Source organism: Bradyrhizobium sp. P3_C3, assembly GCF_056402655.1.
In genome coordinates this window covers 122,536-143,194 of sequence record NZ_JBFUGY010000001.1, presented here as the reverse complement: position 1 = coordinate 143,194, position 20,659 = coordinate 122,536, and the positions used below count along the sequence as shown (strand labels likewise).

General features: G+C 63.5%; 32 protein-coding genes. 30 read left to right on the top strand and 2 right to left on the bottom strand.

The features are described 5' to 3' along the window. The first annotated feature begins 13 nt into the window (after positions 1-13). The 29 genes from rpsJ to AC1DW2_RS00685 all read left to right on the top strand — a co-directional run bounded on the left by rpsJ (position 14) and on the right by AC1DW2_RS00685 (position 17,006). Positions 14-322, top strand: a complete 309-nt coding sequence (gene rpsJ, locus AC1DW2_RS00825; RefSeq protein WP_002712302.1) for a 30S ribosomal protein S10 — start codon at positions 14-16, stop codon at positions 320-322. Between the two features lie 53 nt (positions 323-375). Continuing rightward, positions 376-1,089 (top strand): 50S ribosomal protein L3, encoded by a 714-nt coding sequence (gene rplC / locus AC1DW2_RS00820; protein ID WP_063982578.1) that lies wholly within the window; start codon positions 376-378, stop codon positions 1,087-1,089. A 1-nt stretch (position 1,090) separates the two neighbouring features. Further along, a complete protein-coding gene (rplD, locus tag AC1DW2_RS00815; protein ID WP_011088150.1) occupies positions 1,091-1,711 on the top strand; it encodes a 50S ribosomal protein L4 in 621 nt (206 codons plus the stop codon). Beyond that, positions 1,708-2,010, top strand: a complete 303-nt coding sequence (locus AC1DW2_RS00810) for a 50S ribosomal protein L23 (RefSeq protein ID WP_007603019.1) — start codon at positions 1,708-1,710, stop codon at positions 2,008-2,010. Before rplD ends, AC1DW2_RS00810 begins: the two co-directional genes overlap by 4 nt. A gap of 12 nt (positions 2,011-2,022) precedes the next feature. After that, the gene (rplB, locus tag AC1DW2_RS00805; protein ID WP_028152985.1) at positions 2,023-2,856 is read left to right on the top strand and encodes a 50S ribosomal protein L2; all 834 of its coding nucleotides are present in this window, start codon (positions 2,023-2,025) and stop codon (positions 2,854-2,856) included. Between the two features lie 12 nt (positions 2,857-2,868). Beyond that, positions 2,869-3,147 (top strand): 30S ribosomal protein S19, encoded by a 279-nt coding sequence (gene rpsS / locus AC1DW2_RS00800; protein WP_008136357.1) that lies wholly within the window; start codon positions 2,869-2,871, stop codon positions 3,145-3,147. A gap of 10 nt (positions 3,148-3,157) precedes the next feature. Continuing rightward, positions 3,158-3,547, top strand: a complete 390-nt coding sequence (gene rplV / locus AC1DW2_RS00795) for a 50S ribosomal protein L22 (RefSeq protein WP_011088147.1) — start codon at positions 3,158-3,160, stop codon at positions 3,545-3,547. An 18-nt stretch (positions 3,548-3,565) separates the two neighbouring features. Next, positions 3,566-4,291, top strand: coding sequence for a 30S ribosomal protein S3 (gene rpsC, locus AC1DW2_RS00790; protein ID WP_063982580.1), 726 nt, complete (start codon positions 3,566-3,568; stop codon positions 4,289-4,291). A 32-nt stretch (positions 4,292-4,323) separates the two neighbouring features. Further along, positions 4,324-4,737, top strand: coding sequence for a 50S ribosomal protein L16 (gene rplP, locus AC1DW2_RS00785; RefSeq protein ID WP_063982581.1), 414 nt, complete (start codon positions 4,324-4,326; stop codon positions 4,735-4,737). A 5-nt stretch (positions 4,738-4,742) separates the two neighbouring features. Then, positions 4,743-4,949 (top strand): 50S ribosomal protein L29, encoded by a 207-nt coding sequence (gene rpmC / locus AC1DW2_RS00780; RefSeq protein WP_063986292.1) that lies wholly within the window; start codon positions 4,743-4,745, stop codon positions 4,947-4,949. A gap of 13 nt (positions 4,950-4,962) precedes the next feature. Then, positions 4,963-5,211 (top strand): 30S ribosomal protein S17, encoded by a 249-nt coding sequence (rpsQ, locus tag AC1DW2_RS00775; protein WP_063982582.1) that lies wholly within the window; start codon positions 4,963-4,965, stop codon positions 5,209-5,211. Between the two features lie 84 nt (positions 5,212-5,295). Continuing rightward, positions 5,296-5,664, top strand: a complete 369-nt coding sequence (rplN, locus tag AC1DW2_RS00770) for a 50S ribosomal protein L14 (protein ID WP_007603030.1) — start codon at positions 5,296-5,298, stop codon at positions 5,662-5,664. After that, on the top strand, positions 5,664-5,978 hold the full coding sequence (rplX, locus tag AC1DW2_RS00765; protein WP_063982583.1) for a 50S ribosomal protein L24: 315 nt from the start codon (positions 5,664-5,666) through the stop codon (positions 5,976-5,978). Before rplN ends, rplX begins: the two co-directional genes overlap by 1 nt. Continuing rightward, on the top strand, positions 5,971-6,528 hold the full coding sequence (gene rplE / locus AC1DW2_RS00760) for a 50S ribosomal protein L5 (RefSeq protein WP_063982584.1): 558 nt from the start codon (positions 5,971-5,973) through the stop codon (positions 6,526-6,528). Before rplX ends, rplE begins: the two co-directional genes overlap by 8 nt. Positions 6,529-6,574: 46 nt before the next feature. After that, entirely contained in the window at positions 6,575-6,880 is a 306-nt protein-coding gene (gene rpsN, locus AC1DW2_RS00755) for a 30S ribosomal protein S14 (protein ID WP_063982585.1), read from the top strand. A 14-nt stretch (positions 6,881-6,894) separates the two neighbouring features. Beyond that, on the top strand, positions 6,895-7,293 hold the full coding sequence (gene rpsH / locus AC1DW2_RS00750) for a 30S ribosomal protein S8 (RefSeq protein ID WP_008136338.1): 399 nt from the start codon (positions 6,895-6,897) through the stop codon (positions 7,291-7,293). Between the two features lie 16 nt (positions 7,294-7,309). Then, on the top strand, positions 7,310-7,843 hold the full coding sequence (rplF, locus tag AC1DW2_RS00745) for a 50S ribosomal protein L6 (RefSeq protein ID WP_063982587.1): 534 nt from the start codon (positions 7,310-7,312) through the stop codon (positions 7,841-7,843). Positions 7,844-7,854: 11 nt separating this feature from the next. Beyond that, positions 7,855-8,217, top strand: a complete 363-nt coding sequence (gene rplR / locus AC1DW2_RS00740; protein ID WP_007603036.1) for a 50S ribosomal protein L18 — start codon at positions 7,855-7,857, stop codon at positions 8,215-8,217. Positions 8,218-8,261: 44 nt separating this feature from the next. Beyond that, entirely contained in the window at positions 8,262-8,852 is a 591-nt protein-coding gene (rpsE, locus tag AC1DW2_RS00735; protein WP_028152981.1) for a 30S ribosomal protein S5, read from the top strand. Positions 8,853-8,877: 25 nt separating this feature from the next. Beyond that, positions 8,878-9,072 carry a 50S ribosomal protein L30 gene (gene rpmD, locus AC1DW2_RS00730; RefSeq protein ID WP_011088137.1) on the top strand — a complete coding sequence of 65 codons (195 nt, stop codon included), beginning with the start codon at positions 8,878-8,880 and terminating at the stop codon, positions 9,070-9,072. Between the two features lie 75 nt (positions 9,073-9,147). Beyond that, positions 9,148-9,633: a 50S ribosomal protein L15 gene (gene rplO / locus AC1DW2_RS00725; protein ID WP_014494508.1), complete on the top strand. Its 486-nt coding sequence runs from the start codon at positions 9,148-9,150 to the stop codon at positions 9,631-9,633. 148 nt (positions 9,634-9,781) lie between these two features. Further along, a complete protein-coding gene (gene secY / locus AC1DW2_RS00720; RefSeq protein WP_071912844.1) occupies positions 9,782-11,113 on the top strand; it encodes a preprotein translocase subunit SecY in 1,332 nt (443 codons plus the stop codon). Between the two features lie 276 nt (positions 11,114-11,389). Next, positions 11,390-12,259, top strand: coding sequence for an adenylate kinase (locus tag AC1DW2_RS00715; RefSeq protein WP_354099935.1), 870 nt, complete (start codon positions 11,390-11,392; stop codon positions 12,257-12,259). A gap of 187 nt (positions 12,260-12,446) precedes the next feature. Then, positions 12,447-12,815 carry a 30S ribosomal protein S13 gene (gene rpsM, locus AC1DW2_RS00710; RefSeq protein ID WP_014494511.1) on the top strand — a complete coding sequence of 123 codons (369 nt, stop codon included), beginning with the start codon at positions 12,447-12,449 and terminating at the stop codon, positions 12,813-12,815. 123 nt (positions 12,816-12,938) lie between these two features. Beyond that, positions 12,939-13,328 (top strand): 30S ribosomal protein S11, encoded by a 390-nt coding sequence (gene rpsK / locus AC1DW2_RS00705; RefSeq protein ID WP_007603045.1) that lies wholly within the window; start codon positions 12,939-12,941, stop codon positions 13,326-13,328. 112 nt (positions 13,329-13,440) lie between these two features. Continuing rightward, the gene (locus AC1DW2_RS00700) at positions 13,441-14,472 is read left to right on the top strand and encodes a DNA-directed RNA polymerase subunit alpha (protein ID WP_038942308.1); all 1,032 of its coding nucleotides are present in this window, start codon (positions 13,441-13,443) and stop codon (positions 14,470-14,472) included. A gap of 163 nt (positions 14,473-14,635) precedes the next feature. Next, the gene (gene rplQ / locus AC1DW2_RS00695; protein WP_014494513.1) at positions 14,636-15,052 is read left to right on the top strand and encodes a 50S ribosomal protein L17; all 417 of its coding nucleotides are present in this window, start codon (positions 14,636-14,638) and stop codon (positions 15,050-15,052) included. 121 nt (positions 15,053-15,173) lie between these two features. Continuing rightward, positions 15,174-16,013, top strand: coding sequence for a c-type cytochrome (locus AC1DW2_RS00690; RefSeq protein WP_477005058.1), 840 nt, complete (start codon positions 15,174-15,176; stop codon positions 16,011-16,013). Between the two features lie 204 nt (positions 16,014-16,217). Next, entirely contained in the window at positions 16,218-17,006 is a 789-nt protein-coding gene (locus AC1DW2_RS00685) for an SDR family NAD(P)-dependent oxidoreductase (protein WP_477005057.1), read from the top strand. Between the two features lie 187 nt (positions 17,007-17,193). On the opposite strand, the gene AC1DW2_RS00680 is transcribed toward AC1DW2_RS00685, so the two are convergent. Next, positions 17,194-18,207 carry a zinc-binding alcohol dehydrogenase family protein gene (locus tag AC1DW2_RS00680; protein WP_477005056.1) on the bottom strand — a complete coding sequence of 338 codons (1,014 nt, stop codon included), beginning with the start codon at positions 18,205-18,207 and terminating at the stop codon, positions 17,194-17,196. Between the two features lie 133 nt (positions 18,208-18,340). Here AC1DW2_RS00680 and AC1DW2_RS00675 point away from each other — a divergent pair, with 133 nt between their 5' ends. Further along, positions 18,341-18,724: a winged helix-turn-helix transcriptional regulator gene (locus tag AC1DW2_RS00675; protein ID WP_028151187.1), complete on the top strand. Its 384-nt coding sequence runs from the start codon at positions 18,341-18,343 to the stop codon at positions 18,722-18,724. Between the two features lie 41 nt (positions 18,725-18,765). On the opposite strand, the gene AC1DW2_RS00670 is transcribed toward AC1DW2_RS00675, so the two are convergent. Then, on the bottom strand, positions 18,766-20,397 hold the full coding sequence (locus AC1DW2_RS00670) for an OprO/OprP family phosphate-selective porin (protein ID WP_354099938.1): 1,632 nt from the start codon (positions 20,395-20,397) through the stop codon (positions 18,766-18,768). Between the last annotated feature and the right edge of the window lie 262 nt (positions 20,398-20,659).

Genomic DNA, 20,659 nt, shown 5'->3' with positions numbered 1-20,659 from the left:
AGAGACCACGGCAATGAACGGCCAAAACATTCGTATCCGTCTCAAGGCGTTCGACCATCGTATCCTCGATACGTCGACCCGCGAGATCGTGAACACGGCGAAGCGCACCGGCGCGCAGGTCCGCGGACCCATTCCGCTGCCCACCCGCATCGAGAAGTTCACCGTCAACCGTTCGCCGCACGTCGACAAGAAGAGCCGCGAGCAGTTCGAGATGCGCACTCACAAGCGCCTGCTCGACATCGTCGATCCGACCCCGCAGACCGTCGATGCTTTGATGAAGCTCGACCTGGCCGCCGGTGTCGACGTCGAGATCAAGCTCTAAGATTTTTGGATCACGTTCGCGACTAGCGGACAGAAAGAACAGGAAGCACGCCGATGCGCTCCGGAGTGATCGCACAAAAGGTCGGGATGACGCGGGTCTTTACAGAGGCCGGCGAACATATCCCCGTGACCGTGCTGAAGCTCGGCAATTGCCAGGTCGTAGGCCACCGCACTGAAGAGAAGAACGGTTACGTCGCGCTCCAGCTTGGTTCTGGCAGCCGCAAGACCGTGTACATGCCCAAGGCAGAGCGCGGCCAGTTCGCGGTCGCCAAGGTCGAGCCGAAGCGGCAGGTCGAGGAATTCCGCGTCTCCGCGGATGCCATGATCCCCGTGGGCGCCGAGATCCTTGCCGATCATTTCGTAGTCGGCCAGTTCGTCGACGTCACCGGCACCTCGGTCGGTAAGGGCTTCGCCGGCGGTATGAAGCGCTGGAACTTCGGCGGTCTGCGCGCCACCCACGGTGTGTCGGTCTCGCATCGTTCGATCGGTTCGACCGGTGGCCGTCAGGACCCCGGCAAGACCTGGAAGAACAAGAAGATGCCCGGCCACATGGGTGTCGACCGCATCACCACGCTCAACCTTCGAGTCGTTCAGCTCGATGTCGAGCGCGGCCTGATCCTCGTCGAAGGCGCCGTTCCCGGCTCCAAGGGCGGCTGGATCCGCGTGCGCGACGCTGTCAAGAAGCCGCTGCCGAAGGATGCTCCGAAGCCCGGCAAGTTCAAGGTTGCTGGCGAAGCGGACGCTGCTCCGGCTGCACAGGAGGCGTGAGATGGAATTGAAGGTCACGACCCTCGAAGGTAAGGAAGCCGGCTCGGTCCAGCTTTCCGACGCCATTTTCGGCCTCGAGCCGCGCCAGGACATCATTGCGCGTTGCGTGCAGTGGCAGCTCAACAAGCGTCAGGCCGGCACTCACAAGGCCAAGGGCCGCGCCGAGATCTGGCGCACCGGCAAGAAGATGTACAAGCAGAAGGGCACCGGCGGTGCTCGTCACGGCTCGGCCCGCGTGCCGCAGTTCCGCGGCGGTGGCCGTGCCTTCGGTCCGGTGGTGCGTTCGCACGCCACCGATCTGCCGAAGAAGGTCCGCGCGCTTGCCCTCAAGCATGCGCTGTCGGCGAAGGCCAAGGACGGCGATCTGCTGGTGATCGACAAGGCCGCGCTGGAAGCCGCCAAGACCAAGGCGCTGCTCGGCCACTTCTCGGGCCTCGGTTTGACCAACGCGCTGATCATCGACGGCGCCGAGCTCAACAACGGCTTTGCCGCTGCGGCCCGCAACATCCCGAACATGGACGTGCTGCCGATCCAGGGCATCAACGTCTATGACATCCTGCGCCGTCAGAAGCTCGTTCTGACCAAGGCCGCCATCGATGCGCTGGAGGCGCGCTTCAAATGACGAAGAACATCGAGCCTCGCCACTACGACGTGATCTTGTCGCCGGTCGTGACCGAAAAGGCGACGATCGCCTCGGAGCACAACAAGGTCCTGTTCAAGGTGGCCGCGAAGGCGACCAAGCCGCAGATCAAGGAAGCGATCGAGAAGCTGTTCGACGTCAAGGTCAAGAGCGTCAACACGCTGGTCCGCAAGGGCAAGACCAAGATCTTCCGCGGCAATCTCGGCTCGCAGTCGAACAGCAAGCGCGCGATCGTGACCCTCGAAGAGGGCCACCGGATCGACGTGACCACCGGTCTGTAAGGTCGTACGACGATGGCACTGAAAAAATTCAATCCCACGACGCCGGGCCAGCGCCAGCTGGTCATGGTCGATCGTTCGGCCCTCTACAAGGGCAAGCCGGTCAAGGCGCTCACCGAAGGCAAGCACTCCTCGGGCGGTCGCAACAACACCGGTCGCATCACCGTGCGCTTCCGCGGCGGCGGTCACAAGCAGACGCTGCGCATCGTCGACTTCAAGCGCGACAAGGTCGATGCACCCGCGACGGTCGAGCGGCTGGAATACGATCCGAACCGCACTGCGTTCATCGCGCTGGTCAAGTACGAAGACGGCACCCAGGCCTATATCCTGGCGCCGCAGCGCCTTGCCGTCGGTGATTCCGTGGTTGCCGGCAACTATGTCGACGTGAAGCCGGGCAACGTCATGCCGCTCGGCAACATGCCGGTCGGCACGATCATCCACAACATCGAGGTCAAGATCGGGAAGGGCGGCCAGCTCGCTCGTTCCGCCGGCACCTACGCCCAGCTCGTCGGCCGCGACCACGACTACGTGATCATCCGCCTGAACTCGGGCGAGCAGCGCCTGGTGCACGGCCGTTGCCGCGGCACGATCGGCGCGGTGTCGAACCCGGATCACATGAACACCTCGATCGGCAAGGCCGGCCGCAATCGTTGGCTGGGCCGCAAGCCGCATAACCGCGGTGTCTCGATGAACCCGATCGACCATCCGCACGGCGGTGGTGAAGGTCGTACCTCGGGCGGTCGCCACCCGGTCACCCCGTGGGGCAAGCCGACCAAGGGCAAGAAGACCCGCAGCAACAAGTCGACCAACAAATTCATTCTCCTAAGCCGCCACAAGCGGAAGAAGTAAGGAACGCCGGACATGGTTCGTTCAGTCTGGAAAGGCCCGTTCGTCGAGGGTTCTCTGCTCAAGAAGGCAGATGCCGCCCGCGCGTCCGGCCGTCACGACGTCATCAAGATCTGGAGCCGTCGCTCGACGATCCTGCCGCAGTTCGTCGGCCTGACCTTCGGCGTCTACAACGGTCAGAAGCACGTACCGGTTGCCGTCAACGAGGAAATGGTCGGTCACAAGTTCGGCGAGTTCTCGCCGACCCGGACCTTCCATGGCCACTCCGGCGACAAGAAAGCCAAGAAGGCTTGAGGATTAAACGATGAGCAAACCTAAGCGCGAACGGAGCCTCGCCGAGAACGAGGCCAAGGCGGTCGCCCGGATGCTGCGGGTGAGCCCGCAGAAGCTCAACCTGGTCGCCCAGCTCATTCGCGGCCGGAAGGCGGCTGCTGCGCTCGCCGACCTGCAGTTTTCGCGCAAGCGGATCGCGGTTGACGTAAAGAAGTGCCTGGAATCGGCTATCGCCAATGCCGAGAACAACCACGACCTCGACGTCGACGATCTCGTCGTGGCGCAGGCCTTCGTCGGCAACGGCCTCGTGATGAAGCGCTTTGCCGCCCGCGGCCGTGGCCGCTCGGGCCGTGTCTACAAACCATTTTCGCAGCTGACGATCATTGTTCGTCAGGTCGAAGCCGAAGCAGCAGCGGCTTAAGGGGCGCAGGAGAAAACGATGGGTCAAAAGATCAATCCAATCGGTCTGCGTCTCGGCATCAACCGGACCTGGGATTCCCGCTGGTTCGCCGGCAAGCAGGAATACGGCAAGCTGCTGCACGAGGACGTCAAGATCCGCGAGATCCTGCACAAGGAGCTCAAGCAGGCGGCCGTCGCCCGCATCGTGATCGAGCGTCCGCACAAGAAGTGCCGCGTCACCATCCACTCGGCTCGTCCGGGCGTGGTGATCGGCAAGAAGGGCGCCGACATCGACAAGCTTCGCAAGAAGGTCGCGGACATCACCTCGTCCGACGTCGTCATCAACATCGTCGAGATCCGCAAGCCGGAGCTCGATGCGACGCTGGTGGCCGAGTCGATCGCGCAGCAGCTCGAGCGCCGCGTGGCGTTCCGCCGTGCCATGAAGCGCGCCGTGCAGTCGGCGATGCGTCTCGGCGCGGAAGGCATCCGCATCAACTGCTCGGGTCGCCTGGGCGGCGCGGAAATCGCGCGCATGGAGTGGTACCGCGAAGGTCGCGTGCCGCTGCACACGCTGCGCGCCGACATCGACTACGGCGTTGCGACCGCGTTCACGACCTTCGGCACCTGCGGTGTCAAGGTCTGGATCTTCAAGGGCGAGATCCTCGAGCACGATCCGATGGCCCAGGACAAGAGAATGGCCGAAGGCGAGACCGGCGGCGGTGGTGATCGCGGTGGCCGTGGGCGCCGTGACAACGCTGCGGCCTGACGCCAGCACAGAGAATTTGAGGGCTTGAAGCCATGATGCAACCTAAGAAAACGAAGTTCCGGAAGGCGCATAAGGGCCGCATCCACGGCGTTGCGTCTTCGGGTGCGACGTTGGCCTTTGGCCAGTTCGGCCTGAAGGCGACCGAGCCGGAGCGCGTTACCGCGCGCCAGATCGAAGCCGCTCGCCGCGCGCTGACCCGCCACATGAAGCGCGCCGGCCGCGTCTGGATCCGCGTGTTCCCCGACGTTCCGGTGTCGAAGAAGCCGGCCGAAGTCCGCATGGGCTCCGGCAAGGGTGCTCCGGAACTGTGGGTCGCGCGCGTCAAGCCCGGCCGGGTGCTGTTCGAGATCGACGGCGTCAACACCCAGACGGCGCGTGAAGCGCTGACCCTGGCGGCCGCCAAGCTGCCGATCAAGACGCGCTTCGTCGAGCGCATTGCGGAGTAATGGCCATGGCCCAGATGAAGATCGAAGACATCCGTGCATTGAGCCCTGATCAGCAGGATGACGCCATCCTGAATCTGAAGAAGGAGCGCTTCAACCTGCGCTTCCAGCGCGCCACCGGGCAGCTCGAGAACACCTCGCGCCTGCGCGAGGCTCGCCGTGACATCGCCCGCATCAAGACCGTCGCCGCGCAGAAGCGCGCGAAAGAGAAGTAAGGGGCTTACGAATATGCCGAAACGTACTTTGCAAGGCGTGGTCGTCAGCGACAAGACTGCCAAGACCGTTGTGGTGCGCGTCGATCGCCGCTTCACGCACCCGATCTACAAGAAGACGATCCGCCGTTCGAAGAACTACCACGCGCACGACGAGGACAACCAGTTCAAGCCGGGCGACATGGTGTGGATCGAGGAAACCAAGCCGATTTCGAAGTTGAAGCGCTGGATCGTGATCCGGGGCGAACACAAGAAAAGCGCCTGATCTGTTGGCTTTAGCCGACTGACTTCAGGAAAATGTTGAGCGCCGGCTGGGCTGGCGCAAGAGAGAAGAGGACGAGGTGCATCAATGATTCAGATGCAGACCAACCTCGACGTGGCCGACAATTCTGGCGCACGCCGTGTCATGTGTATCAAGGTGCTCGGAGGCTCCAAGCGCCGCTACGCCACGATCGGCGACATCATCGTCGTCTCGATCAAGGAAGCGATTCCGCGTGGCAAGGTGAAGAAGGGCGACGTGATGAAGGCCGTCGTAGTGCGCGTCCGCAAGGACATCCGCCGCGCCGACGGTTCGGTCATCCGCTTCGACCGCAACGCCGCCGTTCTGATCAACAACCAGTCCGAGCCGGTCGGCACCCGTATCTTCGGGCCCGTGCCGCGCGAGCTGCGCGCGAAGAACCACATGAAGATCATCTCTCTCGCGCCGGAGGTGCTGTGATGGCTGCGAAGATCCGCAAGGGCGACAAGGTCGTCGTGCTGACCGGTCGCGACAAGGGTCGCACCGGCGAAGTATTCGAGGTTCGCCCGGACGCCGGCACGGCGCTGGTGCGCGGTATCAACATGGTCAAGCGTCATCAGAAGCAGACGCAGGCCCAGGAGGGCGGCATCATCTCGAAGGAGTCGCCGATCCAACTGTCCAACATCGCGTTCGTCGGCAAGGATGGAAAGCCGACCCGCGTCGGATTCAAGATTCTGGCGGACGGCAAGAAGGTCCGCATCGCCAAGAGCTCGGGAGCTGAGATCGATGGCTGAGGTCGCTTACACGCCGCGCCTGCGCGCGGAATATGACGCGAAGATCCGGACGGAAATGACCGAGAAGTTCGGTTATGAGAACGTCATGCAGGTTCCGCGTCTGGACAAGGTCGTGCTGAACATGGGCGTTGGCGACTCCGTCAACGACCGTAAGAAGGCCGAGAACGCCGCCGCTGAATTGACGCTGATCGCCGGCCAGAAGGCGATCGTGACCTATTCGCGTATCGCGATCGCGACCTTCAAGCTGCGTGAGAACCAGCCGATCGGCTGCAAGGTCACGCTGCGCAAGGCCCGCATGTACGAGTTCATCGATCGCCTGGTGACGGTCGCGCTGCCGCGCGTCCGCGACTTCCGCGGCCTGAACCCGAAGAGCTTCGACGGCCGCGGCAACTACTCGCTCGGCCTCAAGGAACACATCATTTTTCCCGAGATCGACTTCGACAAGGTCACGGAAGCCCGCGGTATGGACATCACCGTCTGCACCACGGCCAAGACCGACGACGAGGCGAGGGCCTTGTTGACCGCTTTCAATTTCCCGTTCCGGCAGTGAGACGCTGACCTAAAGCCTCTCAAACGCGGATACCCAGGAGCCAAGCATGGCAAAGAAGAGTTCAGTCGAGAAGAACAACCGGCGCAAGCGGATGGCGAAGAACGCCGCCCCGAAGCGCGAGCGGTTGAAGGCGATCATCGCCGACAAGACGCTGCCGATGGAGGAGCGGTTCGCCGCCACCCTGAAGCTTGCGGAAATGCCGCGCAACTCGTCGGCGACCCGCATCCGTCTGCGTTGCGAGCTGTCGGGCCGTTCGCGCTCGAACTACCGCAAGACCAAACTGTCTCGCATCGCGATGCGCGACCTTGGCTCCAAGGGCATGGTCCCGGGCCTCGTGAAGTCCAGCTGGTAAGGAGGGTCGTTTAGATGTCTACGCACGATCCAATCAGCGATCTGATCACCCGTATCCGCAACGCGCAGATGCGCTCCAAGAGCAAGGTCTCGACGCCTGGTTCGAAGATGCGCGAGAATGTGCTCGAAGTGCTCAAGACCGAGGGCTACATCCGCGGTTACGCCACGCTCGAGCACTCCTCGGGCCGCAGTGAGATCGAGATCGAGCTGAAGTATTTCGACGGCGAGCCCGTCATCCGCGAGATCGAACGAGTCTCCAAGCCCGGGCGTCGTGTTTACGCCTCGGTGAAGGCTCTGCCGCGGGTCAACAACGGGCTCGGCATTTCGGTGTTGTCGACCCCGAAGGGGATCATGGCCGACCACAGCGCGCGCGAAGCGAATGTGGGCGGCGAAGTTCTCTTCACGGTGTTCTGAGAAGGATTGTTGATCCATGTCACGTGTTGGCAAAAGGCCTGTGGCGGTTCCGTCGGGTGTGACCGCGACCGTCGACGGGCAGACCGTCAAGATGAAGGGGCCCAAGGGCCAGCTTCAGTTCGTCGTCCATAACGACGTCGAGGTGAAGCTCGAGAACGGCCAGGTCAAGGTGAACCCGCGGGTCGAGACCAACCGCGCGCGGGCGCTGTACGGTACCGCTCGCGCCCAGGTCGCGAATCTGGTCGAAGGCGTCACCAAGGGTTTTGAGAAGAAGCTCGAAATCACCGGCGTCGGTTACCGCGCCGCGATGCAGGGCAAGAACCTGCAGCTCGCGCTCGGTTACAGCCACGACGTGGTCTACGCGATCCCGGAAGGGATCACGATCACCGTGCCGAAGCCGACTGAGATCACGGTGACCGGCAGCGACATCCAGCGTGTCGGCCAGGTCGCCGCCGAGATTCGCTCCTATCGTCCGCCGGAGCCCTACAAGGGCAAGGGCGTGAAGTATGTTGGCGAATTCATCTTCCGCAAGGAAGGCAAGAAGAAGTAACGGAGCCGGTCATGTCCAAAGCCAAGGTTACCAATGCCCGGCGCAAGCGGAGTGTGCGGCTGAAGCTGCGCCGCTCCGGTGGCGGTCGTCCGCGTCTGTCGGTGTTTCGCTCGTCCAAGCACATCTACGCCCAGGTCATCGACGACCTGAAGGGCGAGACGCTGGCCTCTGCCTCGTCGCTCGAGAAGTCGATGCGCGACGGCGGCAAGACCGGCGCCGACATCGATGCGGCGAAGGCGGTCGGCAAGCTGCTGGCCGAGCGCGCCGCCGAGAAGGGCGTCAAGGAAGTCGTGTTCGATCGCGGCAGCTACCTCTACCACGGGCGCGTCAAGGCACTGGCCGACGCTGCGCGTGAGAGCGGGCTGAGCTTCTAACAGAATTTGAGGATTGAGGCGCAAGCCTCTGAAGGATTGGAAAAATGGCAGAACGCGAACAACGTGGTGGACGCGATCAACGCGGCGGCGGCGGACGTGAACGCCGGGAGGAGCGCGACAGCGAGTTCGTCGACAAGCTCGTCCACATCAATCGCGTGGCAAAGGTCGTCAAGGGCGGCAAGCGCTTCGGTTTCGCAGCGCTGGTCGTGATCGGCGACCAGAAGGGCCGCGCCGGCTTCGGTCACGGCAAGGCGCGCGAAGTGCCTGAGGCGATCCGCAAGGCGACTGAATCCGCCAAGCGCAACCTGACCCGCGTGTCGCTGCGCGAGGGCCGTACGCTTCATCACGACATCGCCGGCCGTCATGGCGCGGGCCGTGTCTACCTGCGTGCTGCTCCGGCCGGTACCGGCATCATCGCCGGCGGCCCGATGCGCGCCGTGTTCGAGACGCTCGGCGTCCAGGACGTGGTCGCGAAGTCGATCGGCTCGTCGAACCCCTACAACATGGTTCGCGCAACCTTCGACGCGCTGAAGCATCAGGATTCGCCGCGTTCGGTCGCAGCCCGCCGCAATATCAAGGTGTCCACCCTCCAGTCCCGCCGTATCGGTGGTGACGCCGAGGCGGCTGCCGACTAACGGAAGCTTTTCGGAGTAGACTCCCATGGCCAAGGCAGCAAAGACGATCAAGCTCGAGCAGACCGGCAGCGCGATCCGCCGCCATCACTCGCAGCGTTCGACGCTGATCGGACTCAAGCTCAACAAGATCGGCCGCACCAGCGAACTGCCGGACACCCCGGCGGTTCGTGGCATGATCGAGAAGGTTCACCATCTCGTTCGCATCGTCGACGAGAAGTAAGCAAAGGCGCAGGATCCCGAAAAGCGGGCACCCGTTTTCGGTGAAGATCATGCGCAAGAAACAAGGAGCAGGGCGATGAAGCTCAGCGATATCGCCGACAACGCCGGCTCGCGCAAGAAGCGTATGCGCGTCGGCCGTGGCATTGGTTCGGGCAAAGGCAAGCAGTCCGGCCGCGGTGGCAAGGGCCAGACCGCGCGTTCGGGCGTGCGCATCAAGGGTTTCGAAGGCGGCCAGATGCCGATGCATCGCCGTCTGCCGAAGCGCGGCTTCAACAACATCTTCCGCGTCGAGTTCGCCGAGATCAATCTCGACCGGCTCCAGGAAGCGGTCGATGCCAAGAAGATCGACGCCGGCAGCGTCGTGAACGTCGAGGCCCTGGTGAAGGGCGGCGTGCTGCGCCGCGCCAAGGCCGGCGTGCGGCTGCTCGGCCGCGGCGAGCTCAAGTCCAAGCTCAACATCGAAGTGCACGGCGCCACGAAGACCGCGATCGCCGCGGTCGAGAAGGCGGGCGGCTCGGTGAAGATCCTCGCCCCTGCCAAGGAAGAAGGCGAGGCGGCGTAACAACTGCGTCATTGGCCCGCGGCTCGCGGGCCTTTACGCGTGTGGGACGTGGACTTATCGAAGCCGAGCCCCAGATAATGTCCGGCGTCCGCTAGAGTAGCCCGGCCGCGGGCATGACGGCGCAATAGGCGGCGGGAGAAAGTCCAAGATGGCCTCTGCAGCGGAACAACTGGCAGCCAATCTCAATTTCGGTGCGTTTGCCAAGGCTGACGAACTGAAGAAGCGCATCTGGTTCACTCTGGGTGCGCTGCTCGTTTATCGGCTCGGGACCTACATCCCGCTTCCCGGCATCGATCCCAACATCTGGGAACAGGTGTTCCGCTCCCAGGCGGGCGGCATCCTCGGCATGTTCAACATGTTCGCCGGCGGCGGTATCCACCGCATGGCGATCTTCGCGCTGAACATCATGCCGTATATCTCGGCCTCGATCATCATCCAGCTCCTCACCACCGTCTCGCCGCAGCTCGAGGCGCTGAAGAAGGAAGGTGAGTCCGGCCGCAAGCTGCTGAATCAGTACACCCGCTATCTCACGGTGATTCTGGCCGCGTTCCAGTCTTACGGCATCGCGGTGGGCCTCGAAGGCGCCGGCAACGTCGTCAGCGACCCCGGCATGTTCTTCCGCCTGTCCACGGCGATCACGCTGACCGGTGGCACCATGTTCCTGATGTGGCTGGGTGAGCAGATCACCTCGCGCGGCATCGGCAACGGCATCTCGCTGATCATTCTCGCCGGCATCGTCGCCGAGCTGCCTGCGGCGCTCGCCAACATGCTCGAGCTCGGCCGTCAGGGCGCGATGTCGACCGGCCTGATCCTGGTCGTCATCATCATGGCGGTCGCCGTGATCGCCTTCATCGTGTTCATGGAGCGCGCCCAGCGCCGGCTGCTGATCCAGTATCCGAAGCGCCAGGTCGGCAACAAGATGTTCGAGGGCCAGTCCTCGCATCTGCCGCTCAAGCTCAACACCTCGGGCGTGATCCCGCCGATCTTCGCGTCCTCGCTGCTGCTGCTGCCGACCACGGTTGCCAACTTCAACGCCGGCAGCGGGCCGGAATGGTTCCAGTGGATCACGACCCAGCTCGGCCACGGCCGTCCGCTGTTCCTGATCATGTATCTCGCGCTGATCGTGTTCTTCGCGTTCTTCTACACCGCGATCGTGTTCAACCCGACCGAGACCGCGGACAATCTGAAGAAGCATGGCGGCTTCATTCCAGGCATCCGCCCGGGCGAGCGCACCGCGGAATATATCGACTACGTGCTGTCTCGCATCACCGTGCTCGGCGCTGTTTATCTGGCGATCGTCTGCTTGATCCCGGAAATCCTGATCTCCTACGCCTCGGTGCCGTTCTACTTCGGCGGCACCTCGCTGCTGATCGTCGTCAGCGTCACCATGGACACGGTGGCGCAGGTGCAGGGCTATCTGCTGGCGCATCAGTATGAGGGCCTGATCCGGAAGTCGAAGCTGCGCGGCCGCCGCCGCTAAGCGCGGCGTTCTCCGAGGGCGACGCGACAGCGCCGCCGATTCGCCGCGCGAGCAGCGCGCGGCGCCCGCCGAGGCGACCAGTCAGCCATTCCAAGACATCGGCAGAGCTGCTCTCCCTGCGACGCAATCACTGATTTCAAAGGCCTTCTTGGCGTCCTGGCATTTGCTCCCCTATGATATGGGTAGCGGTGCGACGCCGATTATGATTTGCACTGTCATTGGACTTCAAACACAGGTGCGCGACGTATCGCTCACCAATCCGGGGGGCGTACGCCGATGAGAATTATACTTCTGGGACCGCCGGGGTCGGGCAAGGGGACCCAGGCGCAACTGCTGGTGCAGCGCTATGGCATCGTCCAGCTCTCGACCGGAGAGATGCTGCGCGCGGCCGTTGCGGCGGGAACGCCGGTCGGGCTGAAGGCCAAGGAGATCATGGCCAGCGGCGGCCTCGTGCCCGACGAGATCGTGGTGGGAATCATCTCCGACCGCATCGACCAGCCGGACGCCAAGAACGGTTTCATCCTCGACGGCTTCCCGCGCACCGTGCCGCAGGCCGAGGCGCTGGATGAGCTGCTCAAGCACAAGCATCTCAAGCTCGACGCCGTGGTCGAGCTCCGCGTCAACGAGAGCGCGCTGCTGAGTCGCGTCGAGACCCGCGTCGCCCAGATGCGGGAGCGCGGGGAGGAGGTCCGGGTCGACGACACCCCGGAGGTCCTGACCAAGCGGCTCGCCAGCTACCGCAGCCAGACGGAACCGCTGATTCACTACTATTCCGAGCGGCGGAAGCTCTCGACCATCGACGGCATGATGGCCATTGATGAGGTGACCCGCGCGATTCACCGCCAGCTCCTGGCCCTCGGGGCGGTCGAACCCAAGACGCATGGCAAGGCCCAAGCGCGCAGCGCGGCCAAGTCGGGGCCTGCCAAGAAGGGTACCAAGAAGGCCAAGGTAGCCAAAAAGCCGGCGAAAACGGCCAAAAAGGCTGCCAAATCCGCTAAAAAGGCCGCCAAGAAGGCCGTGAAGGGCGCCAAGAAGGCGGCCAAGAAAACGATCAAAAAGGCAGCCAAAACGACCGCCAAGAAGGCTGTCAAAAAAGGTGCCAAAAAGGCCGCAAAAAAGGTCACGAAAAAGCGAGCTAAGCGCTAGCAGCGGTTGACGAAAGCCCCCTGAATCCCCTAATAAGCCCCGCATCCAAGTCGGATAGTTTCAAACGATGCCGGGCCCCAGGAAGACCAGGGGTGGGCGTCGTGTTCGCGTTTGTGAACACCTGCCCGAGAAACCAAGCACTTAAAGCCTGATTCCTGACGAGGGATCGGCAACAGGAGAGAAGGCCGTGGCCCGTATTGCCGGCGTGAACATTCCGACCAACAAGCGCGTGCTGATCGCGCTCCAGTACATCCATGGCATCGGCCAGAAGATCGCTGGTGAGATCCTGGAGAAGGTGAAGATCCCCGAGGATCGTCGCGTCAACCAGCTCAGCGATGCCGAAGTGCTCCAGATCCGCGAAGTGATCGACCGCGACTATCTCGTCGAGGGCGACCTGCGTCGTGAGGTCGGCATCAACATCAAGCGTCTGATGGACCTCGGCTGCTATCGCGGCCTGCGTCATCGTCGTGGCCTGCCGGTGCGCGGTCAGCGTACCCACACCAATGCGCGTACGCGCAAGGGTCCGGCCAAGGCCATCGCCGGCAAGAAGAAGTAAGTTTTCGAATCCAATCGCGGCGTGTGGCGAACAGGGGACATCCCGTTCGCCACACGCCTTTCGTTCCACAGGTGTAGCCGCTGGCATTACGGCGGCGTTTGAGATCTTCAGGAAAGGTACTCTATGGGCAAGGAAGCCACCCGCGTTCGTCGTCGTGAGCGCAAGAACATCGCCTCCGGCGTCGCGCATGTGAACTCGTCGTTCAACAACACGACCATCACCATCACCGACGCGCAGGGCAACACGATTGCCTGGTCCTCTGCCGGCACGATGGGCTTCAAGGGTTCGCGCAAGTCGACCCCGTACGCCGCGCAGGTTGCCGCCGAGGACGTGTCGAAGAAGGCGCAGGAGCACGGCATGCGCACGCTCGAAGTCGAAGTCGCTGGTCCCGGTTCGGGCCGCGAGTCGGCGCTCCGTGCGCTTCAGGCCGCGGGCTTCACCGTCACCTCGATCCGCGACGTGACCACGATCCCGCACAACGGTTGCCGTCCCCGCAAGCGTCGGCGCGTTTGATACCAAGTTGCGGGCGCATTGGTCGCCCGCAATGACTTTTTGCAAAGCCGCGCGAATGATCCGCGGCCTTTCTCCAACGCCAGTGTCTGCACTAGCAGTTTGACTGGCCTGTATGGGTGAAACAGTGACGATCCAGAAAAATTGGCAAGAACTGATTCGGCCGAACAAGCTCCAGATCCAGCCCGGCAGCGATTCGACCCGTTTCGCGACCATCGTCGCCGAGCCGCTCGAGCGCGGCTTCGGCCAGACGCTCGGCAACGCGCTGCGCCGTATCCTGCTCTCCTCGCTCCAGGGCGCGGCGGTGCAGTCGGTGCACATCGACGGCGTGCTGCACGAGTTCTCCTCGATCGCTGGCGTCCGTGAAGACGTCACCGACATCGTGCTCAACATCAAGGACATCTCGATCAAGATGCAGGGCGAAGGCCCCAAGCGCATGGTCGTGAAGAAGCAGGGCCCGGGCGTCGTCACCGCCGGCGACATCCAGACCGTGGGCGACGTGGTCGTGCTCAACCCGGACCTCCAGATCTGCACGCTCGACGAGGGCGCCGAGATCCGCATGGAGTTCACGGTCGCCACCGGCAAGGGCTACGTGCCCGCCGAGCGCAACCGTCCCGAGGACGCGCCGATCGGACTGATCCCGGTCGACAGCCTGTACTCGCCGGTCCGCAAGGTCTCCTACAAGGTCGAGAACACCCGTGAGGGCCAGATCCTCGACTACGACAAGCTGACCATGACGATCGAGACCAACGGCGCGCTGACGCCGGATGACTCGGTGGCTTATGCCGCCCGCATCCTGCAGGATCAGCTCAACGTGTTCGTCAACTTCGAAGAGCCGCGCAAGGAAGTCGCCCAGGAGATCATCCCGGACCTCGCCTTCAACCCGGCCTTCCTCAAGAAGGTGGACGAGCTCGAGCTGTCGGTGCGTTCGGCCAACTGCTTGAAGAACGACAACATCGTCTACATCGGCGACCTCGTGCAGAAGAGCGAAGCGGAAATGCTCCGCACCCCGAACTTCGGCCGCAAGTCGCTGAACGAGATCAAGGAAGTGCTGGCCCAGATGGGTCTGCATCTCGGCATGGAAGTGCCGGGCTGGCCGCCGGAGAACATCGACGAGCTCGCCAAGCGCTTCGAGGATCACTACTGAGCGCAGCATGATCCCGGAAAAGTGCGAAGCGGTTTTCCGATAAGGATCATACTCAAACAAGAAAGCGAAAGCGCAACGCGCTTTCGCGGGCGAACGCAGGCAGCCCACCTGAGCAACATGTCCGACGAACCGTCGCGGCAGTTTCAAACTAAGGAATAGTTACATGCGTCACGGCAAGGTTCATCGGAAGCTCAACCGCACTGCCGAGCATCGCCGCGCGATGTTCGCCAATATGTGCGCCGCGCTGATCAAGCACGAGCAGATCGTCACCACGCTGCCCAAGGCCAAGGAACTCCGTCCGATCGTCGAGAAGCTCGTCACGCTCGGCAAGAAGGGCGGCCTGTCCATGCGTCGCCAGGCGATCTCCGAGATGCGCGACAAGGATCAGGTCAAGAAGCTGTTCGACGTGCTGGCGCCCCGCTACAAGGACCGTCAGGGCGGCTACACCCGCATCATCAAGGCCGGCTTCCGCTACGGCGACAACGCGGCGATGGCCGTGATCGAGTTCGTCGACCGCGACGTCGATGCCAAGGGCCAGGACTCCGGTCCGGTGCAGGAGAAGGAAGCCGAGGCGGCGTAAGCCGGCCGGTACCTCAAGTTTTCAGAAAGCGGCGCCCCTGGGCGCCGCTTTTTTGTATGGCGCGGCGATATCTCATGCCGCGCATCGTCTGGTGAACGCGATTCCGGCCGGGGGGCTGTCGATGAGGATTGTGCTTGGGATCGCGCTGGCGCTGTTGATGTCGCCGGCCTCCGGCGAGACGCTGGTCGAGCGCGGTGCCTATCTCGTCAACAGCGTGATGGTCTGCCACAACTGCCACACGCCGCGCGGACCGCAAGGGCTCGATCTTTCGCGCGCGCTCGCGGGCGGCAGCCAGGTCTTCGATGAGCCCGCCTTCAAGGTCACCGGCTCCAACATCACGCCGGACAAGGACACCGGCATCGGCAACTGGAGCGATGCCGAGCTGAAGCGGTTTCTGGTCAGCGGCAACAGGCCGAACGGGACCAAGGTCGCGCCGATCATGCCGACCGCGTTCTACACGGTGCTCACGGCCCGGGATCTCGATGCGCTTACCGCTTACCTGCGCTCAGTCCCCGCAGTGCGCCACGAAACCCCGGTGCCGGAATACAGGATCGCGCTGAAACCGGAAGCGCCGACCTATGCCGGCAAGCAGGCGACCGAGGCCGATCTCTCCGACAAGCTCGCGCGCGGCCGCTATCTCCTGACCATCGCCCATTGCCTGGAATGCCACACGCCGGAGGGCCCGTCCGCCGTGCATGATTTCGCGGGTGCGAGCGGCAAGGGTGGCCGCACGTTCAAGGGGCCGTGGGGCGAATCCATCTCCCCCGATATCACCGCGGATCCCGCGGCCGGCTTGGGCGGCTGGAGCGACGACGAAATCAAACGTGCGATTACGCAAGGCATCGCGCGCGACGGCCACAAGCTCAAGCCGCCGATGGCCTATGCTGCCTATGCCAGCATGACGGCGCAGGACCTCGATGCCATCGTCGCGTTTCTCAGGACGCTACCGCCGCGGCAATAGTGCCGCAGGGTGGGCAAGGGTGCGCTCTCCGCGCGCCGTGCCCACCATTTCGCTTTCAACTCGTGTCGAAAAGATGGGCGCGCTTCCGCCTTCGCTCTTCGCGCTACGTCGGGCAAGTCGCGCACCCTACGATTTCGCAGTTGTGGCGATTGAAGCGGCGTGCGCTGGACACGATATCCGCTTCAGCAACAATGGAGATGATTCATGAAGATCGACCTTTCCGGAAAGACCGCCCTCGTGACCGGCTCCACCGCCGGCATCGGCCACGCTATCGCAAAAGGTCTCGCTGCGTCCGGCGCGAGCGTGGTCATCAACGGTCGCGGCCAGGACAAGGTCGATGCCGCCGCGCGCAAGCTGGAAGGGGCGGGCGTCAAGGTCCGCGGCATCGCCGCCGACGTCTCGACCGCAGCGGGCTGCAAGGCGCTTGTGGCGGCGCTGCCGGAGGTCGACATCCTCATCAACAATGCCGGCATCTTCGAGCCAAAAGACTTCTTCGAGATCCCTGACGAGGACTGGAGCCGCTTCTTCGAGGTCAACGTCATGAGCGGCGTGCGGCTGTCGCGCGCCTATATGAAGGGCATGCTCAAGCGCAACTGGGGCCGCATCGTCTTCATCTCATCGGAGTCCGGGCTCAACATTCCCGTCGAGATGATCCACTACGGCATGAGCAAGACGGCCCAGCTCTCGGTCGCCCGCGGCCTCGCGCAGCTCACCCGCGGCACCGGCGTCACCGTCAATTCCGTGCTGCCGGGTCCGACCATGTCGGAAGGCGTCGAGACCTTCGTGAAGGATCTCGCCAAGCAGAATGGCCAGTCGGTCGATGAGGCCGCGGCCAATTTCGTCAAGCAGCACCGCCCGAGCTCGCTGATCCAGCGCTTCGCCAGCGTCGACGAAATCGCCAACATGGTGGTCTATGTCGCGTCGAAGGAAGCGTCCGCGACCAACGGTGCGGCGCTGCGCGCGGAAGGCGGGATCGTCAACACGATTGCCTGAGGTTGCGCGAAGGCGTGGCACCGGAAGCGTGGCACCGTAGGGTGGGCAAAGCGACTTGTCCGCCGTAGCTCGAAGAGTGAAGGCGGAAGCGTGCCCACCACTTTTGTCGCACCCGTTGCGAGATGGTGGGCACGGCGCGAGCGCGCCTTTGCCCACCCTACGCAGCTTCGCCCTAACGTTGTGACTGCTACCACCCCTCCAACACGATCTTGCCGCGCGACTTGCCGCTTTCGAGCAGCGCATGCGCGCGCTTGAGGTTGGCTGCGTTGATCGTGCCAAAGGTCTGGTCGAGCGTGGTGCGCAGCACGCCCTTGTCGATGAGGTCGGAGACGTCGTTGAGCAGATGATGCTGCGCGATCATGTCGGACGTCTGGAAAGAGGAGCGCGTGAACATCGATTCCCAGTGTACCGAGATCGCCTTGCCCTTGAAGGTGCTCACGGTGAACTCCGGGGGATCGTCGATCAGGCCGAACCGGCCCTGCGGCGCCATGAACTCGGCGATCGCCTTGTAGTGCTGGTCGGTGAAGGTCAGGCTCGCCACCAGCGCGACCGGCGGCAGCCTCAAGCTCTCGATCTGCTCCTTCATCGGCTTGCCGTGGTCGATCACCGCATGCGCGCCGAGATCGAGGCACCATTTTTGCGACTCCGGCCGCGTCGCCGTCGCGAGCACCGTGAGGCCCGTGAGGCGGCGCGCAAGCTGGATCAGGATCGAGCCGACGCCGCCGGCGCCGCCCGTGATCAGCAGCGTGCGCGGATCGACGCTCTTGCCGGGCACCGCGCCGAGCCGGTCGAACAGCAATTCCCAGGCGGTGATGGAGGTGAGGGGGAGGGCTGCGGCCTGCGCGAACGAGAGCGACTTCGGCTTGACGCCGACGATGCGCTCGTCGACCAGGTGGAATTCGGAATTGGTGCCCTGGCGCAGGATCGAGCCGGCGTAAAACACCTCGTCGCCCGGCTTGAACAGTGTGACGTCCGGACCCACGGCATCGACGACGCCGGCCGCGTCATAGCCAAGAATCTTCGTCTCGCCCTCGGGCGGGGCGGCACGCTTGCGTACCTTGTAATCAACCGGGTTGGCCGAGATGGCCTTCACGGCGACGCGGATATCGCGCCCCTTGGGCTCGGGCTTTGCGGTCTCGAAATCGATCAGCGCGTCCTGATCCTCGATCGGAAGCGATTTTTTGTAGCCGACGGCCTTCATGGCTTGTCTCCATCAAATGGCGCGTAGCTTGTGATCTGCGCCTGGCCCGCTAACTGTCCCGCTAGCCCCGATTTGGCAAGTACTGTAAATTCGGGGATATAGTCCCTGTTTGGATACTATTGGGAAAACACGCATGAAGCGGCGAGATTTTACTCGGCGTCCCGGCTGCTCGGTCGAGGCGACGCTGGACCTGATCGACGGCAAGTGGAAGGGCGTGATCCTCTACCACCTCCAGGACGGCACCCAGCGCTTCGGCGAACTGCGCCGCCGGATGCCCGGCATCACCCAGCGCATGCTGACAAAGCAGCTTCGTGCGCTGGAGGAGGACAAGCTCGTCATCCGCAAGGTCTATGCCGAGGTGCCGCCACGCGTGGAGTATTGCCTCTCCGAGCTCGGCGAGAGCCTGCGGCCGGTGATCGACATCCTGAAGGCCTGGGGCGAAAGCCATCAGCAACGGCTGTCCTGCGCGCCGCCGCCTGAAGCGGAGCCGGTCAAGAAGCCGAAGCGCGCAGCGTAACTCTCCGGGAGCGGACTGTGCCGCTCCCGGAAGAGATTGCATCAGAACGCAAACTGCGTGCGCAACGCGACCGCATCGAACTTCGAGCCGGTGTCCGCCGCCGACACCGCCGAGGCCTGCTTCGACACCGTGCCATGCAGATAGTCGAGCATGAAGCGCACATTGCCGTTGACGTACCAGTTGAGCGCCAGCGTGTAGACGGTTTGCCGCCCGCCGGCGATGCCGGCGGCGGTCGCCAACTGATCGTTCAGATCTATGGTCGAGTAGCGACCGGCGATCTCCCAGGCACCCCAGCCGCCGCCGTTGATCGAGAACGGATTGTTCGGCTTGACGCCGCCATAGGCCGCGTTGCTCGGATTGTACTTGCGCGATTCACCGGTCAGGACATAGGCCGCCTGTGCGTAGCCGCCCTGGAATTTGAGGCTCGACGTACCGATGGGCGCCACCGCGGTGTTCGCACCGCGATCGATGTTGAACCAGTAGTATTCGCCCTGGACCCAGAGCGGTCCATAGGTGGCCGCGGCTTCCACGCCATAGACCTGCGCGCCCGACACATTTGCAATCGCACCGGTCGAGATCAGCGTCGTGGGATCGATGCGCAGCTCGGGACGATCGCTGAGCGTGAGCGTTTGCGTGTTCGCGAGCAGATTGCGCGGCGGCTGGATCAGCCATTCCGCGTCGGCGCCGAGATGCACGGAGTAGTCGTTGCCGCTCACGACCTGACCCGCAACGCGGGCGGTCGCGCCGTATTGCTCGCTGGTCCCGGGAGGTGACACGCTCGAGGCCGAGTGAATGGCACCCGAGGTCGGGCCGGTCACGTAAGCGCCGGCCCAGAACACGTCATTGTACCAGCGGGCACCAGCGGCGGAACGGAAGTCGCCGGCGGCGATATTTTGCGCGATGATGCCGACCGAGGCGCGTTCCATGAAGGCAATGTCGTTGGAACTCGTGGATTCATCCAGGGTCCAGGCAAGGTCCATGATGCCGGCTTCGATTGCCATCTTGCCGCCGAACGGCTTCAGCCCCGTGTAGCTCACCCAAGCATTCTCGATGCCGGAGGTGCCTCCGCCCGGCAGGAAGCCGACAGGGGTCGCGCCGGCGGCGCCCGTGCCGCCAAATCCGTCGGACGAGCCTCCGAAATCGTAGATCAGCGCGAAATTCCAGTCTTCGAGGAATTTGCCGACGACACCGATGCGCGCGCGACGCACGTTTTCGCCGCTGTCCAGCTTTTGCGGCACAGTTGCCGCCGTGTTGGGACGATAGTCATAGCCGCCCATATCGTAGTGCACGCGACCGGTGATCGCGACGCAGTTCGCCCCGTCGGCGGTGCAGATGGTCGGCCGGTTGTTCGGCATCGTCACGACGGCGCCGGACGCGGGCGCCGGTCCCTTGAGCGGGATCGCCGCGCTGGCATTGGCCACGACCGCCTTCGCCTCCGAGCGCGCTTCGGCCTTGGCCTCTGCCTTTGCTTCGACTTTGGCCTTCGCCGTGGCCGCCGTGTTGGCGGCGGTCTGGCTCTGGAGCTTGTCGAGCTTCTGCTCCAGCATCTTCAATTGCTGCTTCAGCAGTGCGATCTCCTGATCGCTGCTGCTTGCCGTTTGGGCCTGGGCCTGCGAGGCCGCCAGCGCACCGGCGAGACCAATCGCGGTGGCTGCAAGTCTTGTCCTGCTCACATCATGACTCCATCGTTTGACGAACTTCCCCAAGTCGCAACGGGAGAGCCTAGGTATGAACGATGACTGCCCCGCGACGCTGCGCCCGGTTGCGCGGTTCCCACTGATGCCAATTCGCCGCAACCGAATCCGCTCGACACCACAATGGTGGATGACGCGCATCATGCCAATCCACCGCCCAGGTAAATTGTCATTTCGCATGCGGGACTTGCAAGGCGGACACACCGGAAAGGCGGCTGAATAATGCCCCCTGGCGCCCTTC

Bases quoted from the DNA above. Each gene is read 5' to 3' on its own strand.
- rpsJ (WP_002712302.1), top strand. From the start codon at position 14: ATGAACGGCCAAAACATTCGTATCCGTCTCAAGGCGTTCGACCATCGT.
- rplC (WP_063982578.1), top strand. From the start codon at position 376: ATGCGCTCCGGAGTGATCGCACAAAAGGTCGGGATGACGCGGGTCTTT.
- rplD (WP_011088150.1), top strand. From the start codon at position 1,091: ATGGAATTGAAGGTCACGACCCTCGAAGGTAAGGAAGCCGGCTCGGTC.
- AC1DW2_RS00810 (WP_007603019.1), top strand. From the start codon at position 1,708: ATGACGAAGAACATCGAGCCTCGCCACTACGACGTGATCTTGTCGCCG.
- rplB (WP_028152985.1), top strand. From the start codon at position 2,023: ATGGCACTGAAAAAATTCAATCCCACGACGCCGGGCCAGCGCCAGCTG.
- rpsS (WP_008136357.1), top strand. From the start codon at position 2,869: ATGGTTCGTTCAGTCTGGAAAGGCCCGTTCGTCGAGGGTTCTCTGCTC.
- rplV (WP_011088147.1), top strand. From the start codon at position 3,158: ATGAGCAAACCTAAGCGCGAACGGAGCCTCGCCGAGAACGAGGCCAAG.
- rpsC (WP_063982580.1), top strand. From the start codon at position 3,566: ATGGGTCAAAAGATCAATCCAATCGGTCTGCGTCTCGGCATCAACCGG.
- rplP (WP_063982581.1), top strand. From the start codon at position 4,324: ATGATGCAACCTAAGAAAACGAAGTTCCGGAAGGCGCATAAGGGCCGC.
- rpmC (WP_063986292.1), top strand. From the start codon at position 4,743: ATGGCCCAGATGAAGATCGAAGACATCCGTGCATTGAGCCCTGATCAG.
- rpsQ (WP_063982582.1), top strand. From the start codon at position 4,963: ATGCCGAAACGTACTTTGCAAGGCGTGGTCGTCAGCGACAAGACTGCC.
- rplN (WP_007603030.1), top strand. From the start codon at position 5,296: ATGATTCAGATGCAGACCAACCTCGACGTGGCCGACAATTCTGGCGCA.
- rplX (WP_063982583.1), top strand. From the start codon at position 5,664: ATGGCTGCGAAGATCCGCAAGGGCGACAAGGTCGTCGTGCTGACCGGT.
- rplE (WP_063982584.1), top strand. From the start codon at position 5,971: ATGGCTGAGGTCGCTTACACGCCGCGCCTGCGCGCGGAATATGACGCG.
- rpsN (WP_063982585.1), top strand. From the start codon at position 6,575: ATGGCAAAGAAGAGTTCAGTCGAGAAGAACAACCGGCGCAAGCGGATG.
- rpsH (WP_008136338.1), top strand. From the start codon at position 6,895: ATGTCTACGCACGATCCAATCAGCGATCTGATCACCCGTATCCGCAAC.
- rplF (WP_063982587.1), top strand. From the start codon at position 7,310: ATGTCACGTGTTGGCAAAAGGCCTGTGGCGGTTCCGTCGGGTGTGACC.
- rplR (WP_007603036.1), top strand. From the start codon at position 7,855: ATGTCCAAAGCCAAGGTTACCAATGCCCGGCGCAAGCGGAGTGTGCGG.
- rpsE (WP_028152981.1), top strand. From the start codon at position 8,262: ATGGCAGAACGCGAACAACGTGGTGGACGCGATCAACGCGGCGGCGGC.
- rpmD (WP_011088137.1), top strand. From the start codon at position 8,878: ATGGCCAAGGCAGCAAAGACGATCAAGCTCGAGCAGACCGGCAGCGCG.
- rplO (WP_014494508.1), top strand. From the start codon at position 9,148: ATGAAGCTCAGCGATATCGCCGACAACGCCGGCTCGCGCAAGAAGCGT.
- secY (WP_071912844.1), top strand. From the start codon at position 9,782: ATGGCCTCTGCAGCGGAACAACTGGCAGCCAATCTCAATTTCGGTGCG.
- AC1DW2_RS00715 (WP_354099935.1), top strand. From the start codon at position 11,390: ATGAGAATTATACTTCTGGGACCGCCGGGGTCGGGCAAGGGGACCCAG.
- rpsK (WP_007603045.1), top strand. From the start codon at position 12,939: ATGGGCAAGGAAGCCACCCGCGTTCGTCGTCGTGAGCGCAAGAACATC.
- AC1DW2_RS00700 (WP_038942308.1), top strand. From the start codon at position 13,441: ATGGGTGAAACAGTGACGATCCAGAAAAATTGGCAAGAACTGATTCGG.
- rplQ (WP_014494513.1), top strand. From the start codon at position 14,636: ATGCGTCACGGCAAGGTTCATCGGAAGCTCAACCGCACTGCCGAGCAT.
- AC1DW2_RS00690 (WP_477005058.1), top strand. From the start codon at position 15,174: ATGAGGATTGTGCTTGGGATCGCGCTGGCGCTGTTGATGTCGCCGGCC.
- AC1DW2_RS00685 (WP_477005057.1), top strand. From the start codon at position 16,218: ATGAAGATCGACCTTTCCGGAAAGACCGCCCTCGTGACCGGCTCCACC.
- AC1DW2_RS00680 (WP_477005056.1), bottom strand. From the start codon at position 18,207: ATGAAGGCCGTCGGCTACAAAAAATCGCTTCCGATCGAGGATCAGGAC.
- AC1DW2_RS00675 (WP_028151187.1), top strand. From the start codon at position 18,341: ATGAAGCGGCGAGATTTTACTCGGCGTCCCGGCTGCTCGGTCGAGGCG.